14 protein-coding genes are annotated in these 16,624 nt (G+C 64.8%); 13 read left to right on the top strand and 1 reads right to left on the bottom strand.

All coding sequences use genetic code 11. From position 1 onward, the window contains the following. The first annotated feature begins 142 nt into the window (after positions 1-142). From BLQ85_RS20625 to BLQ85_RS20615, 3 genes are all read left to right on the top strand, one after another. Positions 143-583, top strand: coding sequence for a response regulator (locus BLQ85_RS20625; protein ID WP_074579839.1), 441 nt, complete (start codon positions 143-145; stop codon positions 581-583). Between the two features lie 58 nt (positions 584-641). Next, on the top strand, positions 642-4,946 hold the full coding sequence (locus BLQ85_RS20620) for a PAS domain S-box protein (RefSeq protein ID WP_175456163.1): 4,305 nt from the start codon (positions 642-644) through the stop codon (positions 4,944-4,946). 154 nt (positions 4,947-5,100) lie between these two features. Then, the gene (locus BLQ85_RS20615; protein ID WP_007867389.1) at positions 5,101-5,742 is read left to right on the top strand and encodes a response regulator; all 642 of its coding nucleotides are present in this window, start codon (positions 5,101-5,103) and stop codon (positions 5,740-5,742) included. 218 nt (positions 5,743-5,960) lie between these two features. Here BLQ85_RS20615 and BLQ85_RS20610 read toward each other — a convergent pair whose 3' ends face one another. Further along, the gene (locus BLQ85_RS20610) at positions 5,961-7,046 is read right to left on the bottom strand and encodes an MBL fold metallo-hydrolase (protein WP_074579835.1); all 1,086 of its coding nucleotides are present in this window, start codon (positions 7,044-7,046) and stop codon (positions 5,961-5,963) included. A gap of 112 nt (positions 7,047-7,158) precedes the next feature. On the opposite strand from BLQ85_RS20610, the gene BLQ85_RS20605 reads away from it, so the two are divergent. The 10 genes from BLQ85_RS20605 to BLQ85_RS20560 all read left to right on the top strand — a co-directional run bounded on the left by BLQ85_RS20605 (position 7,159) and on the right by BLQ85_RS20560 (position 16,621). After that, positions 7,159-7,560 carry a MerR family transcriptional regulator gene (locus BLQ85_RS20605; RefSeq protein WP_074579834.1) on the top strand — a complete coding sequence of 134 codons (402 nt, stop codon included), beginning with the start codon at positions 7,159-7,161 and terminating at the stop codon, positions 7,558-7,560. Between the two features lie 160 nt (positions 7,561-7,720). After that, positions 7,721-8,164, top strand: coding sequence for a PaaI family thioesterase (locus BLQ85_RS20600; protein ID WP_074579832.1), 444 nt, complete (start codon positions 7,721-7,723; stop codon positions 8,162-8,164). Between the two features lie 51 nt (positions 8,165-8,215). Next, positions 8,216-9,397, top strand: coding sequence for an isovaleryl-CoA dehydrogenase (locus BLQ85_RS20595; RefSeq protein WP_007867398.1), 1,182 nt, complete (start codon positions 8,216-8,218; stop codon positions 9,395-9,397). A 5-nt stretch (positions 9,398-9,402) separates the two neighbouring features. Beyond that, positions 9,403-10,221 carry a hypothetical protein gene (locus BLQ85_RS20590; protein WP_139201077.1) on the top strand — a complete coding sequence of 273 codons (819 nt, stop codon included), beginning with the start codon at positions 9,403-9,405 and terminating at the stop codon, positions 10,219-10,221. Positions 10,222-10,271: 50 nt separating this feature from the next. After that, positions 10,272-10,964: a carbonate dehydratase gene (gene can / locus BLQ85_RS20585; RefSeq protein ID WP_007867400.1), complete on the top strand. Its 693-nt coding sequence runs from the start codon at positions 10,272-10,274 to the stop codon at positions 10,962-10,964. A 15-nt stretch (positions 10,965-10,979) separates the two neighbouring features. Next, positions 10,980-12,857 (top strand): bifunctional isocitrate dehydrogenase kinase/phosphatase, encoded by a 1,878-nt coding sequence (gene aceK / locus BLQ85_RS20580; protein WP_074579830.1) that lies wholly within the window; start codon positions 10,980-10,982, stop codon positions 12,855-12,857. Between the two features lie 29 nt (positions 12,858-12,886). After that, on the top strand, positions 12,887-14,068 hold the full coding sequence (locus BLQ85_RS20575) for an acetyl-CoA C-acyltransferase (RefSeq protein WP_074579829.1): 1,182 nt from the start codon (positions 12,887-12,889) through the stop codon (positions 14,066-14,068). Positions 14,069-14,074: 6 nt separating this feature from the next. Further along, positions 14,075-14,749 carry an SDR family oxidoreductase gene (locus BLQ85_RS20570; RefSeq protein WP_074579827.1) on the top strand — a complete coding sequence of 225 codons (675 nt, stop codon included), beginning with the start codon at positions 14,075-14,077 and terminating at the stop codon, positions 14,747-14,749. A gap of 17 nt (positions 14,750-14,766) precedes the next feature. Further along, positions 14,767-15,480 (top strand): hypothetical protein, encoded by a 714-nt coding sequence (locus tag BLQ85_RS20565; protein ID WP_139201076.1) that lies wholly within the window; start codon positions 14,767-14,769, stop codon positions 15,478-15,480. 10 nt (positions 15,481-15,490) lie between these two features. Continuing rightward, the gene (locus tag BLQ85_RS20560) at positions 15,491-16,621 is read left to right on the top strand and encodes an acyl-CoA dehydrogenase family protein (RefSeq protein ID WP_074579823.1); all 1,131 of its coding nucleotides are present in this window, start codon (positions 15,491-15,493) and stop codon (positions 16,619-16,621) included. Positions 16,622-16,624: the final 3 nt, after the last annotated feature.

The raw sequence follows: 16,624 nt of genomic DNA, 5'->3' as shown, positions 1-16,624 counted from the left end.
GGGCAAAGCCGTTGCCGGGGGCTGAATCGGCGATAACAAAGTAGTACAGCTTGGCGTTACTTGTTAATATGACAAAAATATCAAAAATATCAAAAATGCCAAAAACACCAGGGACTTGATGTCGTACCTCCAAAGCACCTCCATGAACGACAAGCTCATACTCGTAGTTGAAGACAACCCCGACCACCTGGAGCTGACTGTCTTGACTCTGGAGGAGCAGGGCGTGACGGCCGAGATCGCGGTCGCCCGCGATGGCGTGCAGGCGCTGGACTACCTGTTCGGGCAGGGGGCCCATGCGGGGCGCGACACGCAGCGCCAGCCTTCCTTCATCCTGCTGGACATGAAGCTGCCCAAACTCTCGGGGCTGGACGTGCTGCGTGGCGTGCGCGGCAACCCGCTCACCGCCCTGGTGCCGGTGGTCATGCTGACATCCTCGAGCGAGCGCTCCGACATCGTGGCGTGCTACCAGGCCGGCGCCAATGGCTTTGTGCGCAAGCCCGTCGATTTCGGAGACCTTACGGAAAAACTCCAGCGGCTCCAGGCCTATTGGCTGGATGTCAATGAATCGATCGCGGCCGGTTGATACGCCCGCGGGGCGGGCCGCCTGTGCGGCCCGGGCGGGCTCCTGAGCGATGGCCGCGATGAAGGTTCAGATCACGCTGCGGACCCGCCTCGTCATATTGGTGCTGGCCGCGATTGTTCCGCTGTTCGGACTGTCCATCTTCAAGGCCGTCTACAACGCCGATGTCGCCGTCGAGCGAGCCATGACCGACCTGCAGTTCGCGGCCTCGCTGGCGGCCTCCAACCAGCAGCAGCTGGCCGAGACGGCGCGCCAGGTGCTCACCGCCGTCGTCCATGCGCCCGAACTGCTGAGCGGAGAGGACGGCAAGAACGTCAAGGGCGGCAGGGGCGGCCGTTGCGACGCCTACCTGGTGCAGTTGAACCGGCTGTTCCCGCTGTATGCCAACCTGGGCGTTGTGGGCATGGACGGCCGGGCCCTGTGCAACGGGATTCCCAATTCGACGCTGAACTACCTGGGCGACCGTGCCTATTTCCGCGAGGCCGTGGCGCGCCGCGAATTCGTGACCGGCGAGTACATCGTGGGCCGCGCCACGGGCATACCCTCCATCACCTTCGCGCTGCCCCTGCTGGACCGCGAGAGACAGGTCGTGGTCGTGGCCTATGCCTCGGTGGACCTGGGCGAAATGGCGAAGACGGTGGAGAGTATTCACCTGCCGCCCGGCGCAGCGCTCGGCATCCACGACCGCAACGGCGTGCTGCTGGCGGGACGGCCGTCCCTGCCGATTCGTATCGGCCAGAAGGCGGCCAGCCCGGTGCTGCGCGAAGCGATCAAAGGCATGCGGGTCGGCACGGCAGATGGCCCGGACGGCGCGGGCAAGCGCCGGCTTTGGGCCTATACGCCCAGCAGCAGCAACCTCAGCGAGGCTTTTTTTGTGGCAGTCAGCCTGGACCACAACCTGGTGGTGGGCGCCACCCAGCGGCAGCTGTGGCTGGAGCTGGGCGTGCTGTCCCTGCTGGCTTTCCTGAGCGGCTTGCTCGCCTGGATGATGGGCGGGCGCGCCATCGTGGTCCCCACGCGCAACATCCTGGAGGCGACCCGGTGCATCCAGGACGGGCGGCTGGATGTGCGCATCCCCGTCACGGCGTCCGACGACGGCGGGGAATTCTCCCGGATCGCCGAAGGCTTTAACCGCATGGCCGAATCCCTGCAGAAGCACCGCGGGGCCCTGGAGGCGGAACTGGCGAACAGCGAGGCCATCCAGCGCAGGCTGCAGGATGCCCAGCGCCTGGGGCGCATAGGCTACTGGCAGCTTGACGTGCGCAGCGAAGAGACCTGGTGGTCCGATGAGGTCTATGACGTGCTGGGGGTGGACAAGGCGACCTTTGCCACCAACCGCGATTCGTTTTTGCAGCTGATCCATCCCGGCGACCGCCAGGACTTCAAGGCCAGGCGCGACGCCGCCGTGGCGGCCGGCCTGCCGCTGGACGTCGAGTTCCGCATCATCACGGCCGCCGGCGAGCTGCGCTGGATCCACCTGGTGGGCCGTGCCCATGGGCCGCAGGACGGCCAGCCGGGCCAGGGGCCGCGCCGCTCCGGCGTGCTCCAGGAGATCACCGACCGCAAGCAGGCGGAACTCGAAATCGCCCGCGGCACCGAGTTGCTCAACCGCACCGGCGAGCTCGCGAAAATCGGCGGCTGGGAAGTCCAGGCCGACACCATGGCGCCCTACTGGTCCCAGGAAATTTACCGCATCCATGACATGGAGCCCGGGGCCAGGCTCAGCATAGGGCAGGCGATCCGGTCCTATGCGCCGGAGGCGCAGCCCATCGTCAGGGCCGCGGCCGAAGCCGCCTTTCTTCACGGCACGCCATGGGACCTGGAGCTGCCGCTCATCACCGAGAAAGGCCGGCGCATCTGGGTGCGCACGCGCGGCCGCGCGCTCCAGCGGGACGGCAAGGTCGTGAGCCTGGTCGGCGTGCTGCAGGACATCACCGAGCAGCACCAGGCCCAGGAGCACCTGCGCCTGCTGGAGTCCTGCGTCGCCCGCCTCAACGACATCGTGCTGATCACCGAGGCCGGGCCCATTGACGCGCCGGGCCCGCGCATCGTCTTTGTCAACGATGCCTTCGAGCGCCGCACCGGCTACACCCGCGAGGAGGTGTTGGGCCGCACGCCGCGCCTGCTGCAGGGCCCCAAGACGCAGCGTGCCGAACTGGACCGCATCCGCGCCGCGCTGCAGGCATGGCAGCCGGTGCGCGCCGAACTGATCAACTACACCAAGGGCGGCGAGGAGTTCTGGGTAGACCTGGACATCGTGCCCATCGCCGACGCCAAAGGCCGGTACACCCACTGGGTCGCGGTCGAGCGCGACGTCACCCAGCGCAAGCGGGCCGAGCAGGCGCTGGTGGACAGCGAGCAGCGCTATGCCGCCCTCTTTGAGATGGCGCCGGTGCCCATGTGGGTGTTTGACGTCGCCACCTCGCGTTTCCTCAACGTCAACAAGGCGGCGGTGGACAGCTACGGTTACTCGGTGGAGGAATTCCTGGGCATGACCCTGTTCGACATCCGTCCCGAGGCCGAGCACGCGCGCCTGGAGCGCGCGCTCAGCGACAACTCGGTCGAAAGAAAAGGCTCATGGCAGCACCGCCGCAAGGACGGCTCCATCTTTTCCGCCCATGCGGTGTCGCGGCCCATCCAGTACGCCGGCGTGCCCGCGCGCTTTGTGCTGGCGATGGACGTCACGGCCCAGCTCAAGGCCGAGCGCGATGTGCAGGAGCACCTCTTTACCCTGCAGCGCGCGGCCGACGCCGCCCAGGCCATCACCTGGCACCAGACGCTGGAAGGCACCATGCACGAGGTGGCCGAACAGGCCAGGGGCGTGGTGGGCGCCCACCAGTCCATCGTCAGCCTGACCGTGAACAGCGACTGGAAGCAGGCCATCAACGCCTTGTCCCTGTCCGACAAATACGCGAAGTACCGCGACCTGATCGAGCCGCCCGACGGCACCGGCATTTACGCCATGGTCTGCCAGACCAACCGCTCCATGCGCATGACGCAGGCCGAACTCGAAGCCCATCCGCGCTGGCGCGGTTTCGGCAGCTATGCCGACAAACACCCGGCCATGCGCGGCTGGCTGGCCGTGCCGCTGACCGGGCGCGACGGCCGCAACATCGGCCTGCTGCAGCTGTCCGACAAGTACGAAGGCGAGTTCACGCAGCAGGACGAATACGTCGCGCTCGAGCTGGCCCAGCTGGCGTCCATCGCCATCGAGAACGCCCGCCTGCTGGAGGAAGTCAGCCAGCTCAACACCGGGCTGGAGCGCAAGGTGGCCGAGCGCACGCTGGAGCTGGAGCGCCAGCAGGCCCTGTTCCGCGGGCTGGCCGAACAGGCGCCCCAGGTGGTGTGGACCATCAACCCCGACGGCGCGGCCACCTACTTCAACCGCGCCTGGTTCGAGCTGGTGGGCGGCAAGCTCGAGGACTGGACCGGCACGCAGTGGTTCTCCGTCATCCACCCCGAGGACCTTCCCGAGGTCAAGGCCACCTGGGAGGCCGCCAGGGCCGCGCAGGCGCCCTTCATGGGCATACGCCGCGTGCTGGCACGTGACGGCAGCTGCCACACCATGTCCTACCGCGCCTCGCCCGTCATCGACGAGCAGGGCCGGGTGGCTTTCTGGGTCGGCATAGACGCCGACATCACCGAGATCAAGGCCATCGAGGCCGCGCTGCGCCTGTCCAACCACGAGCTCGAGGCGTTTTCCTATTCCGTGTCGCACGACCTGCGCTCGCCGCTCAACACCGTGGACGGCTTCAGCCGCCTGCTGGCCAAGCAGCTGGGCGCCAATGCCGGCGACAAGGTCTCGCACTACCTGTCGCGCATCCAGGCCGGGGTGGCGCAGATGGGGCAGCTGATCGAAGACCTGCTGTCGCTGGCGCAGGTCTCGCGCGCGCCGCTGAGCAACAAGTCGGTGGACCTGTCGGCCCTGGCGCACAGCATCATGGACGACTGGCAGGCGCGCGACCCCGACCGCAAGGCGGTGATCACCATCGAAAAAGGCCTGAGGGCGCACGGCGACGCGCGCCTGGTCCGCGTGGTCATGGAAAACCTGCTCGGCAATGCCTGGAAGTTCAGCTCCCACGAGGGAGTGACCGAGATCACCGTCGGCCACACGCAGGACGCCGCGGGGCTTCCCGTGTACTTCGTGCGCGACAATGGCGCTGGTTTTGACATGGCCTACGCCGACAAGCTCTTCAACCCCTTCCAGCGCCTGCACGCCGCGTCGGAGTTTCCCGGCACCGGCATAGGCCTGGCCACCTCCAGCCGGGTCATCAAACGCCACGGCGGCAGGCTGTGGGCCGAGTCCTCGCCGGGCCACGGCGCGACCTTCTTCTTCACCCTGCCGAAAACCCCGCAAACGTCCTGATGTGTCCTGATGTGACGCAATGTGTCTTCGGCGGGATTAATTACCGTGGTTGAAGTGTGTTTTAACGTCTTTTCTGCTGTTTTTACTAGGGTTTGATACATCGAATTGATTAAAATGCGAAAAATGCCAAAAACAATCCTTTACGAGACTGATCATGCGTGAACCCAAGTCTTTCGAGGCCGCCATCACCGCTTCGGATTTCTCGAGCGAGGATTACTGCGGCACCAGCTACGCGGCCAAGCTGCTGGGCCTGTCTGTCGCCACCGTGCAATCGCTGGTGGAAAAAGGTGAGATCGAAGCCTGGAAAACGCTGGGCGGCCATCGCCGCATCGCGCTGCAGTCCATCAATGCCTACCTGGCCAAGAACAGCCCGCAACTCTCGCGGGCCGACACCGACCCCAAGCACCGCCTGCGCGTGCTGATGGTGGAAGACGACGAAAACACCCGCGAGCTTTATCGCTGCCAGTTCGAGGACTGGGACCTGCCGGTCGACTGCACCTGGATGCCGTCGGCGCTCGAAGCCATGATGGACATCGCGAGCATGCGGCCCGACCTGCTGATCACCGACCTGTCCATGCCCGGCGTCGACGGCATCGAAATGCTCAAGGCCTGCAAGCGCAACCTGCAGCTCGCCGACATGCAGATCGTGGTCATCAGCGGCCTGGCGCCCGAAGCCGTCAAGGCCCGCGGCGGCCTGCCACCCGAAGCCCACCTGCTGCAAAAGCCGATCAACTTTGACTGGCTGCATGGTTATGTCACGGCGTTGGTCACTGCCAACCGCAAATGGAGGCATTAGGCCCCCACGCTTTTCACTTCGCCTTCGGCTGCGTGTAATGCGCGAGGCCTTGCAGGCCGCGGCTCGCGAGACGCTTCGCCTCTGTCGCCCGTCCAAGCCTGCGCAGGCAGGCTTGGAGCCGCGGGCTCCAGCCCCTCGGGGGCGCTGCGCCTGCGGCCTGGCAAAGCCAGTTCCGCGGCCCTTGCTGATGTGGAGACTCGCTACCCTAGTTCCGGCCGCTACGCCGAAACGGCGCTACTGAACCGGTAAATACCGTCGGCATCCAGCCGGCGCGCAAGCTTTTTCTGGAACCACAACGCATGCAAATGCGCCACCGCTTCGCCCATGGCGAAGGTGGTCTGGTGCAGGTCCAGCTTGCGGGGGAACATGATGGGCAGGATGTCGGCGGCGCTGCAGGGGGCTGCTTCGCAGGCCTGCATGACTTCGGCCAGGCGGTCGCGGTGGTGGTCGTGCAGCTGGCCTACGCGGGTGTGCAGGCCGCGAAAGGGCTTGCCGTGCGAGGGCAGCACCAGCGTGTCCTTGTCCAGCGGCAGGAATTTGTCGATGGAGTCCAGGAACAGCGTGAGCGAATTGGCCTCGGGCTCCAGGTCGTAGACACTCACATTGGTGGAAATGCGCGGCAGCACCATGTCGCCGCTGATCAGCGTGCCGGTCTGTTCACAATGCAGCGCGATATGTTCCGGCGCGTGGCCGTAGCCGCTGATGCAGCGCCAGTCGCGCCCGCCTATGCGCACCGTCATCCCGTCCATGATGCGCACATAGCTGGCCGGCACCGCAGGCACCATGCCGGGGTAGTAGCTGGCGCGTCCGCGGATTTTTTCGATGGCTTCCGGGTCCACCAGGCCGTGCGAGGCAAAAAAGCGCGCGGCGCTCTCGCCGCCGAAACCCGTGGTGCTTTGCGAGCCTATGCGTGCCGAGTGGTAATCGGTGGCGCTGATCCACAACCTGCAGGACCAGCGCTCGCACAGCCAGTACGCCAGGCCGATGTGGTCGGGGTGCATATGGGTCACGATGACGCGCAGCACCGGCAGGCCTTCGAGTTGCGTAGCGAAAATTTCCTCCCACTGGGCCTTGGACTCCTCGCGGCTGATGCAGCAGTCGACGATGGTCCAGCCCTGGATCCTGGCGCCCGCCTGGTTCGGGTCGTCCATCTCGTCGCGCAGCAGCCACAGGTTGATGTGGTCCAGCGCGAAGGGCAGGGCCATGCGAATCCACTTCACGCCGGGCGCCACTTCCAGCGTCGCGCCCGAGGCGGGCAGGGTGTCGCCGAAGGGGTAGTGGAGTTGCTGTTCAAGGAGGTTCATGGCAATATTCACGGTATATTTGACGTTTACGTAAACGTCATGTTCAGCCATTGTAGGGACCGCGCCTGTTTCGCGCTGTCGCCCCCGTTTGCACAGGACTTCACCCACCACCATGGCCACCACTTACACCATCAGCGACCTGGCAAAAGAGTTCGACCTGACCACGCGCGCCATGCGGTTCTATGAAGACATGGGCCTGCTGCAGCCGCAGCGCGAAGGGGCGGGCGGCCGCAACCGCGTCTACACCGCGCGCGACCGCACCCGGCTCAAGCTCACGCTGCGCGCCAAGCGCCTGGGGCTGTCGCTGGTCGAGGCCAAGGAGATCATCGACTCCTACGACAGCCCGCGCGACACCGCGCCGCAGCTGCGCAAGTTTTTGGCCGTGCTGGGCGAGCACCGCAAAAAGCTCGAGGCCCAGCTGATGGACCTGCAGGCCAACCTCGACGAAATCCGCACCCACGAAAAAGAAGCCAAGGCCCTGCTCGGCAAGGCCGAAAAAAGCAAGGCCGCCTGAGCGCGGCGCCGGTGCGGCCGCCAGGGGCCGCTTCGGTGATTTCCGCAAGGCTTGCCGGGTCAAACACCGGCTGGCCCGCAAATACGCCATAATTGACGTTTACGTAAACGTCAATCAAAACCGACACCTCACCGCCTTCCATCCTGCAAAGGGCTACCCCATGGACGTATCCGCCGCCCCTTCCGCGCTGTTCCGCCGCATCGAAGCCAGCTTTTTGCGCCAGGGCCTGATGCGGCACCTGGGCGCGCGCCTGCTGCGCGTGGAACCGGGCCTGTGCGAAGTGGCGCTGCCCTGGTCGGACAACGTGACCCAGCAGCAGGGCAGCTTTCACGGCGGGGCCATGGGCGCGCTGGCCGACATCGCCGGCGGTTATGCGGCCCTCACCGTGGCCGCCGAAGACAGCGAAGTCACCACCGTCGAATACAAGATCAACTTCATGGCCGCCTTCCGGGACGGCGAGCTGCGCGCCCTGGGCCGCGTCGCCAGGGCCGGCAAGCGCATCATCGTCACCACCGCCGAGGTCACGCACTTTGCCCCCGACGGCAAACAAAGCCCCTGCGCCCTGATGCAGCAGACCCTGGTGCCCGTGCCCAAGACCTACTGACCCCCCGATCCCAACAATCCCGACCATCCAGCCCTCAAAAGGACGCCCACCATGACCAATATGCCCGGACTCAACTTCCAGCTCGGTGAAGACATAGACGCGCTGCGCGACGCGGTGCGCGAATTCGCCCAGGCCGAGATCGCCCCGCGCGCGGCCGAGGTCGACCGCAGCGACCAGTTCCCCATGGACCTCTGGCCCAAGATGGGCGCGCTGGGCGTGCTCGGCATCACCGTGGGTGAGGAGTACGGCGGCGCCAACATGGGCTACCTGGCCCACATGATCGCCATGGAAGAGATCAGCCGCGCCAGCGCCTCCGTGGGCCTGTCCTACGGCGCGCACAGCAACCTCTGCGTCAACCAGATCAAGCGCAACGGCAGCGACGAGCAGCGCAAAAAATACCTGCCCAAGCTCATCAGCGGCGAACACGTGGGGGCTCTTGCCATGAGCGAGCCCGGCGCCGGCAGCGACGTCATCAGCATGAAGCTCAAAGCCGAAGACAAGGGCGGCTACTACCTGCTCAACGGCAGCAAGATGTGGATCACCAACGGCCCCGACGCCGACACCCTGGTGGTCTACGCCAAGACCGAGCCCGAACTCGGCGCGCGCGGCGTCACCGCCTTCTTGATCGAAAAAGGCATGAAGGGCTTTTCCGTCGCGCAAAAGCTCGACAAGCTCGGCATGCGCGGCAGCCACACCGGCGAGCTGGTCTTCAACAACGTCGAGGTGCCCGCCAGCCAGATCCTGGGCGGCCTCAACAGCGGCGCCAAGGTGCTCATGAGCGGGCTGGATTACGAGCGCGCCGTGCTCACCGGCGGCCCCCTGGGCATCATGCAGTCGGTCATGGACAGCGTCGTGCCCTACATCCACGACCGCAAGCAGTTCGGCCAGAGCATCGGCGAGTTCCAGCTCATCCAGGGCAAGGTCGCCGACATGTACACCGTGCTGCAGGCCGGCCGCGCCTTCGCCTACACCGTCGCCAAAAACCTCGACCTGCTGGGCGTCGAGCACGTGCGCCAGGTCCGCAAGGACTGCGCCTCCGTCATCCTCTGGTGCGCCGAAAAAGCCACCTGGATGGCCGGCGAAGGCCTGCAGATCCACGGCGGCAACGGCTATATCAACGAATACCCGCTGGGCCGCCTCTGGCGCGACGCCAAGCTCTATGAAATCGGCGCCGGCACCAGCGAAATCCGCCGCATGCTCATAGGGCGGGAACTGTTCGCCGAGACCATGTGAGGCCGGTGCCCATGCCGGTGATACATCAGAGCGCGAAATGGGTTCTTGTGCTCGCGCTTGCCGCGCTTCTCGGCGCGTGCGAGAAAGACGAGCCCGTGCCCAGCAACGCCGCGTCTGTCGAAGCGGACGCCAGCTTCGAATGCCCTGTCCCCGAATCGTTGCGGGGAAAGGTGACGAACGTTCTTGTGGAAGGCTCAAGAATCGGGGAACCGAGCGGGAACGAGCTCGCCCTGGAGGGCAGTTTTGTGGCCTACACCGTGGGCCTTACCTTGCAGGATGGCTCCAGCGCCAGCATCCAGCTTGACGACACCCTGCATTTCAGCGCCAAGGGCCTGGCGCATCACACGGCCTGCGAACAGTTCAAATGGAAAAGCCTGGGAAACCTCACCCTGTTTGAGTACCTTCACGGCGGAGCAAACCCCTATCCCGCCCAGCAGCTGATGTACTCGCGAGGAGCCACGCCCAACTTCAGGAACCTGTATCCCCTTTTCGGCAAAGGTGCGGCCGACTTCTATGAAAGCCAGGGCGAGCGCTGCCTGGCGGGGCTGGTCAAAGGTGACGGTGAAGTGCAGCGATGGTGTTACCAGGACGGCAAGCTGCATCTCACCCGAAAGATGCTGCAAGCCTCGTCCGCCGGCGGCGACTACCGCTTTGTCTGCGATTTTTCCGGCGAAGGCCCTTTGCTGGCCGACGCATCCATCGTGAAAGCCGGGCCGGACCGCAGCCCACCCGGCCCCGAAAGCGACGAGCTCGCCACCGACTTCAGGGAAAAATGCCTGGCCGAAAAATCGCTTTTGAAGCCGAAGGCAATCGATGAAAAATGATTTCAGCCGCCTCCCGGACGGCATTCCCGCCGGCAGGTGAAAATACCCCCATGACCACCTCTCTCCAAGACCTTTTTGCCCATAACCGTGCCTGGGCCGCGCAGATGGAGGCCGAACGGCCCGGCTTCTTCACCGGCCTGGTGAAGCAGCAGACGCCCAGGTACATGTGGATAGGCTGCTCCGACAGCCGCGTACCCGCCAACCAGATCACGGGCCTGGAGCCCGGCGAGGTATTCGTGCACCGCAACGTCGCCAACATCGTCGTGCACTCCGACCTCAACGCGCTCTCGGCCATCCAGTTCGCCGTCGAGCGCCTCAAGGTGAAAGACATCATGGTCGTCGGCCACTATGGCTGCTCCGGCGTGCAGGCCGCACTCGAAGGCGCACGCATTGGTCTCGCCGACAACTGGCTGCGCCACATCCAGGACGTGCGGCATCGCCACCGCCAGCTGCTCGACAGCCTGCCCGAGGACGTGCGCGCCCAGGCCCTGTGCGACATCAACGTCATCGAGCAGGTCGTCAACGTCTCGGTCAGCACCGTCATGGTCGACGCCTGGGCGCGCGGCCAGGAGGTCACCGTGCATGGCTGGGCCTTCGGCGTGCACGACGGCCTGCTGCAGGACTTGCAGATGAGCGTCGCCGGGCCCGAGCAGCTCGACATGCTCTACAGCAAGGCCATAGACCGCGTCTGGGACGTGTGGATGGCCCGCGTGGGCGGCGGCACGCAGCAGCAACTGGTCTAACAAAGGCCGGCCGCCATGTTCCCCCAGCGCCTGGACTCGAGCATCGCCTACGACATCGCCAAGGCGATGATGGACGGCTTCAACCGCCACTACCAGCTGTTCCGCACCGAATCCGCGCGCGCCAAGCACCGCTTTGAAACGGCCGACTGGCACGGCCAGCAGCGCGCCCAGCGCGAGCGCATCGAGTTCTACGACCTGCGCGTGCGCGAAGCCTCCACCCGGCTGGAGCGCGAGTTCAAGGCCGGCGAGCAGCCCATGGATGTCTGGCAGCAGGTCAAGCTCCACTACATAGGCCTGCTGGTTAACCACCACCAGCCCGAACTCGCCGAGACCTTTTTCAACTCGGTCACCACCAAGATACTGCACCGCAGCTACTTCCAGAACGACTTCATCTTCGTGCGCCCGGCCGTCAGCACCGAGTACATCGAAAACGAAGAGCCCACCGCCCAGCCCACCTACCGTGCCTACTACCCCACGCGCGACAACATGCGCGATGTGCTGCTGCAGCTGGTGCGCGACTTCGACCTGCGCCTGCCGTTTGACGACCTGGAGCGCGATGCCGGCTATGTGCTCGAGGCCATCAGCGAGCGCTTTGCCGACGTCAAGCTGCGCGCCAACTTCCAGATCCAGGTCCTGACCAGCCTGTTCTTTCGCAACAAGGGCGCTTACGTCGTCGGCAAGATCATCAACGGCTTCAACGAAGTGCCCTTCGCGCTGCCGGTGCTGCACAACAAGGCCGGGAAGCTGGTCATAGATGCGGCGCTGTTCGGCGAAGACGATTTGCTGATTCTTTTCAGCTTCGCGCGCGCCTACTTCATGGTCGACATGGGCATTCCCTCGGCCTATGTGCAGTTTCTGCGCAGCATGATGCCGCACATGCCGCGCGCCGAAATCTACAACGCGCTGGGCCTGGCCAAGCAGGGCAAGACGCTGTTCTACCGCGACTTCCTTTATCACCTGCGGCACTCCACCGACAAGTTCCGCATCGCGCCCGGCATCAAGGGCATGGTCATGCTGGTGTTCGACCTGCCGTCCTTCCCCTACGTCTTCAAGGTCATCAAAGACTACTATCCGCCGCAGAAAGACACCACGCGCGAGCAGATCAAGGGCAAGTACCTGCTGGTCAAGCAGCACGACCGCGTGGGCCGCATGGCCGACACCCAGGAATACAGCGAGGTCGCCTTCCCGCGCGACCGCTTCGACGACGAGCTCATCGCCGAGATCGAAAAATTCGCGCCCAGCCAGCTCGAGATCAGCGACCGCGACGGCGACGGCCAGACCGAGGTCATCATCAAGCACGTCTACATCGAGCGCCGCATGATCCCGCTGAACATCTACCTGCAGGAAGCCTTCGACGCCGGCGTCAACGAGCCCGCCGCCAAGGACCAGATAGAGCGCGCCGTCGTCGAGTACGGCAACGCCATCAAGGACCTGGTGGCCGCCAACATCTTCCCCGGCGACATGCTCTGGAAGAACTTCGGCATCACGCGCCACGGCAAGGTCGTGTTCTACGACTACGACGAGATCGAATACATCACCGACTGCAACTTCCGCAAGGTGCCCGCCGCCCGCAACGAGGAAGACGAGATGAGCGGTGAGGTCTGGTACTCCGTCGGCCCCAAGGACGTGTTCCCCGAAACCTTCGAGCCCTTCCTGCTCGGCAATGACGCGGTGCGCGAGGTCTTCATGAAACACCACGCCAACCTGCTGGACGCCGACTTCTGGCAAAAACACCAGGCACGCATCCAGGCCGGCCATGTGCACGACGTTTTCCCCTACGAGCGCGAAAAGCGCTTTATCGCGCTGCACAGCCCCGGCGAAGCCCATGACGAAGTGCTGACGCAGCTGCCGCCCGAACCGGCTTTAACAGGCCTTAGCGGCCTGACCCCTTAAACACACACCCAACCTGAAAGGACTCCCTCATGTCTGACTCCATCGTTATCCTCGGCGCGGCCCGCACCCCCATGGGCGGCTTCCAGGGCGACTTCAGCAGCCTCTCGGCCCACGACCTGGGCGGCGCCGCCATCAAGGCCGCCATTGAGCGCGCCGGCATCGCGCCTGAGAAGGTCGACGAAGTGCTGTTCGGCAACTGCCTGATGGCCGGCCAGGGCCAGGCCCCGGCGCGCCAGGCCGGCTTCAAGGGCGGCCTGCCCGCCAGCGTGGGTGCGGTCACGCTCTCCAAGATGTGCGGCTCCGGCATGGAAGCCACCATGCTGGCCCACGACCAGCTCGTCGCCGGCAGCCGCGACGTCATGGTCTCGGGCGGCATGGAAAGCATGACCAACGCACCCCACCTGCTGCTCAAGGGCCGCAGCGGCATCCGTATAGGCCACGACCGCATCTATGACCACATGATGCTGGACGGCCTGGAAGACGCCTACGAACCCGGCCGCGCCATGGGCACTTTCGGCGAGCAGTGCGCCGAAAAATACAGCTTCACTCGCGAAGCGCAGGACGCCTTCGCCACCGCCAGCGTCAACCGCGCCAAGGCCGCCACCGAGTCCGGCGCCTTCAAGGCCGAGATCACCCCCGTCACCGTCAAGGGCCGCAGCGGCGACACGGTGATCTCCATCGACGAAGGCCCGGGCAAGGTCAAGCTCGACAAGATCCCCACGCTCAAGCCCGCCTTCAAGAAAGACGGCACCATCACCGCCGCCTCCAGCTCCTCCATTAACGACGGCGCAGCCGCCCTGGTGCTGGCCCGCGAATCGACGGCCAAAGAACTGGGTGCCAAGCCCATCGCCCGCATCGTCGGCCATGCCACCTTCGCACAGCAGCCCGAGTGGTTCACCACCGCACCGGTAGGCGCCGTCAACAAGCTGCTCAAAAAAATCGGCTGGAGCGTCAAGGACGTGGACCTCTGGGAAGTCAACGAAGCTTTCGCCGTCGTGCCCATGGCCGCGATGAAAGAGCTCGGCATCAGCCACGACATCGTCAACGTCAACGGCGGCGCCTGCGCACTGGGCCACCCGATCGGCGCATCGGGCGCCCGCATCATCGTCACGTTGATCCACGCGCTCAAGGCGCGCGGCCTGAAAAAAGGCATCGCCACGCTGTGCATAGGCGGTGGTGAAGGCACGGCGCTGGCCATTGAATTGGTCTGAACCACGATGAAGGTCCTTGTCATAGGCGCATCGCGCGGCATAGGGCTTGAATTCGCCCGCCAGTACCTGGCGGAAGGCGCGCAGGTCATTGCCACCGCGCGCGACGATGAGGGCCTGCAGCGCCTCAAGGGCCTGGGCGCCAAGGCCTTGCGCGTGGATGTGGCCCAGCCCACCAGCATCAGCGGCCTGGCCTGGCTGCTCGACGGCGAGGAAATCGACATCGCCCTCTATGTGGCCGGTGTCTTTCCGCACGGCGACGCACTGGCCCCGCCCACACGCGAGGCCTTTGACCATGCCATGCACACCAATGTGCTGGGCGCCATGCAGGCCATTCCGCAGGTCGCGCCCTTGGTCGAAGCGGTGCGCGGCGGCGGTGGGCGTTTTGCGTTTATCAGCAGCGCCATGGCCAAGATGGACGGCGTCGACAGCAGCCGCGGCTGGGTCTACCGCGCCAGCAAGGCGGCCCTCAATATGGTGGTCGCCTCGGCCCAGCACGACTACCCCAAGGCCATCATGGTCGCCCTGTCGCCCGGCTGGGTGCAGACCGACATGGGCGGCAGCGGCGCGCCGCTCACCACCGTCCAAAGTGTCACCGCCATGCGCGCCGCGCTGGCCGGGCTCACGCCTGAACACAAGGGCGCTTTTCTCAACTACGACGGCGTGCCGTTTAAATCCTGGTGAGGTGCAGCATGGTGCCCATGGGTCATGACAACCGTTTCGCCGCGGGTGTGCGCCGTGCATTCGCGATCGGGCTGATCGCGGTCGGTGCGGCTACTTCGGCTGCTTCGGCTTTCGCCGCACCTGACCCTGTTCCCCCCTGGCCCAATGAGCAAGAACTCCTGACCGCGATGCGCGGGGGCCTGAAGGACCGCACCAACAAGGATGAGACCCTGGGGATTCGGGGCATGCATGACGTCATGGTCGGGAAAACCGAGACGGCCTTTCTTGTTTCGGTATGGTTCCCGCAACGCGGACGTAATTATTCTTCGGGTACTTTTTTGTATCGCCCGGCCTTGAAGCAAGCCAGGGAACTTGACTACAGCCAGTCACTTGGCTCGCGTTATGTCGCCGGTCACTATGGCGAGTTCTCTTTGCTGGAGAACTCTGGCTCAGGCCAGGGTACCGAAGACTTCATCCATGCGCTGGTCCGCTTTAAGGGCTGGAATATGCAGGTCCTGCACAAAGCCGAGTTCGGCAACAACCTGGGCGCTTGCGGGGAGACTTCCCCGTCAGCCAAGCCCTGCGAACAGACGCATGTGCAGTTCCAGTTGCTGGGAGGTTACGGATTGAAGCCCGTTGAGATGGTCGAGGTCACGACCCAGCTCGGTGGATCCCCCAAAGAAAAACTGCTGGTGACCTCACGCCGCTTCCGGCTCGACGGTAACCGGTTCAAGCCCGTCAAGGGCCCCTAAAGGTAAAAACATGCTGCTCAACCAGGACCAGGAAATGATCCGCGACGCTGTCCGCGCGTTCGCCAAAGAAGAACTCTGGCCCCATGCCGCGCGCTGGGACAAGGAGCACCACTTCCCCGTCGAAGCCCACAAAGGCCTGGCCGCGCTGGGTGCCTACGGCATTTGTGTGCCTGAAGAGTTCGGCGGCGCCAACCTTGACTACCTCACGCTGGCCCTGGTACTTGAAGAAATCGCCGCCGGCGACGGCGGCACCAGCACCGCCATCAGCGTCACCAACTGTCCCGTCAATGCCATCCTGATGCGTTACGGCAATGCCCAGCAGAAAAAGCAGTGGCTGGCAAAACTCGCGCAAGGCGAAATGCTGGGCGTCTTCTGCCTGACCGAGCCGCATGTCGGCAGCGATGCGTCTTCGCTGCGCACCACGGCCGTCAAGCAGGGCGACGAGTATGTGCTCAACGGCGTCAAGCAGTTCATCACCAGCGGAAAGAACGGCCACGCCGCCATCGTCATCGCCGTCACCGACAAGGGCGCCGGCAAAAAAGGCATGAGCGCCTTTATCGTGCCCACCAGCGCACCCGGTTATGTGGTCGCGCGGCTGGAAGACAAGCTGGGCCAGCATTCCAGCGACACCGCGCAGATCAATTTTGACAACTGCCGCATCCCGGCCGAAAACCTGATCGGCAGCGAAGGCGAGGGCTACAAGATCGCCCTGGGCGCGCTCGAAGGCGGGCGCATAGGCATCGCCGCGCAAAGCGTGGGCATGGCGCGCAGCGCATTTGAGTTCGCACTCGACTACGCCAAAGAGCGCCAAAGCTTCGGCACCGCCATCTTCAACCACCAGGCCGTGGGTTTTCGCCTGGCCGAATGCGCCACCAAAATCGAAGCCGCGCGCCAGCTGATCTGGCATGCCGCCAGCCTGCGCGATGCCGGCCTGCCTTGCCTCAAGGAAGCCGCCATGGCCAAGCTGTTTGCCAGCGAAATGGCCGAACAGGTCTGCAGCGTGGCCATCCAGACCCTGGGCGGTTATGGCTATGTGAACGACTTCCCCGTTGAACGCATTTACCGCGACGTGCGGGTCTGCCAGATCTACGAAGGCACCTCCGACGTGCAAAAAATCATCATCCAGCGCGCCCTGGCCTGAGGA

The sequence above is a fragment of the Polaromonas sp. JS666 genome (assembly GCF_900103405.1).
Taxonomy (GTDB): domain Bacteria; phylum Pseudomonadota; class Gammaproteobacteria; order Burkholderiales; family Burkholderiaceae_C; genus Polaromonas.
Note: the sequence above shows the minus strand (reverse complement) of the source record. Positions and strands in the feature narration are given on the sequence as shown.

What these genes read in the sequence shown, in the direction of transcription:
- BLQ85_RS20625 (WP_074579839.1), top strand. Translation starts at nt 143, where the DNA reads ATGAACGACAAGCTCATACTCGTAGTTGAAGACAACCCCGACCACCTG.
- BLQ85_RS20565 (WP_139201076.1), top strand. Translation starts at nt 14,767, where the DNA reads ATGGGTCATGACAACCGTTTCGCCGCGGGTGTGCGCCGTGCATTCGCG.
- BLQ85_RS20595 (WP_007867398.1), top strand. Translation starts at nt 8,216, where the DNA reads ATGACCAATATGCCCGGACTCAACTTCCAGCTCGGTGAAGACATAGAC.
- BLQ85_RS20575 (WP_074579829.1), top strand. Translation starts at nt 12,887, where the DNA reads ATGTCTGACTCCATCGTTATCCTCGGCGCGGCCCGCACCCCCATGGGC.
- BLQ85_RS20600 (WP_074579832.1), top strand. Translation starts at nt 7,721, where the DNA reads ATGGACGTATCCGCCGCCCCTTCCGCGCTGTTCCGCCGCATCGAAGCC.
- BLQ85_RS20615 (WP_007867389.1), top strand. Translation starts at nt 5,101, where the DNA reads ATGCGTGAACCCAAGTCTTTCGAGGCCGCCATCACCGCTTCGGATTTC.
- BLQ85_RS20605 (WP_074579834.1), top strand. Translation starts at nt 7,159, where the DNA reads ATGGCCACCACTTACACCATCAGCGACCTGGCAAAAGAGTTCGACCTG.
- BLQ85_RS20560 (WP_074579823.1), top strand. Translation starts at nt 15,491, where the DNA reads ATGCTGCTCAACCAGGACCAGGAAATGATCCGCGACGCTGTCCGCGCG.
- BLQ85_RS20620 (WP_175456163.1), top strand. Translation starts at nt 642, where the DNA reads ATGAAGGTTCAGATCACGCTGCGGACCCGCCTCGTCATATTGGTGCTG.
- aceK (WP_074579830.1), top strand. Translation starts at nt 10,980, where the DNA reads ATGTTCCCCCAGCGCCTGGACTCGAGCATCGCCTACGACATCGCCAAG.
- BLQ85_RS20570 (WP_074579827.1), top strand. Translation starts at nt 14,075, where the DNA reads ATGAAGGTCCTTGTCATAGGCGCATCGCGCGGCATAGGGCTTGAATTC.
- can (WP_007867400.1), top strand. Translation starts at nt 10,272, where the DNA reads ATGACCACCTCTCTCCAAGACCTTTTTGCCCATAACCGTGCCTGGGCC.
- BLQ85_RS20610 (WP_074579835.1), bottom strand. Translation starts at nt 7,046, where the DNA reads ATGAACCTCCTTGAACAGCAACTCCACTACCCCTTCGGCGACACCCTG.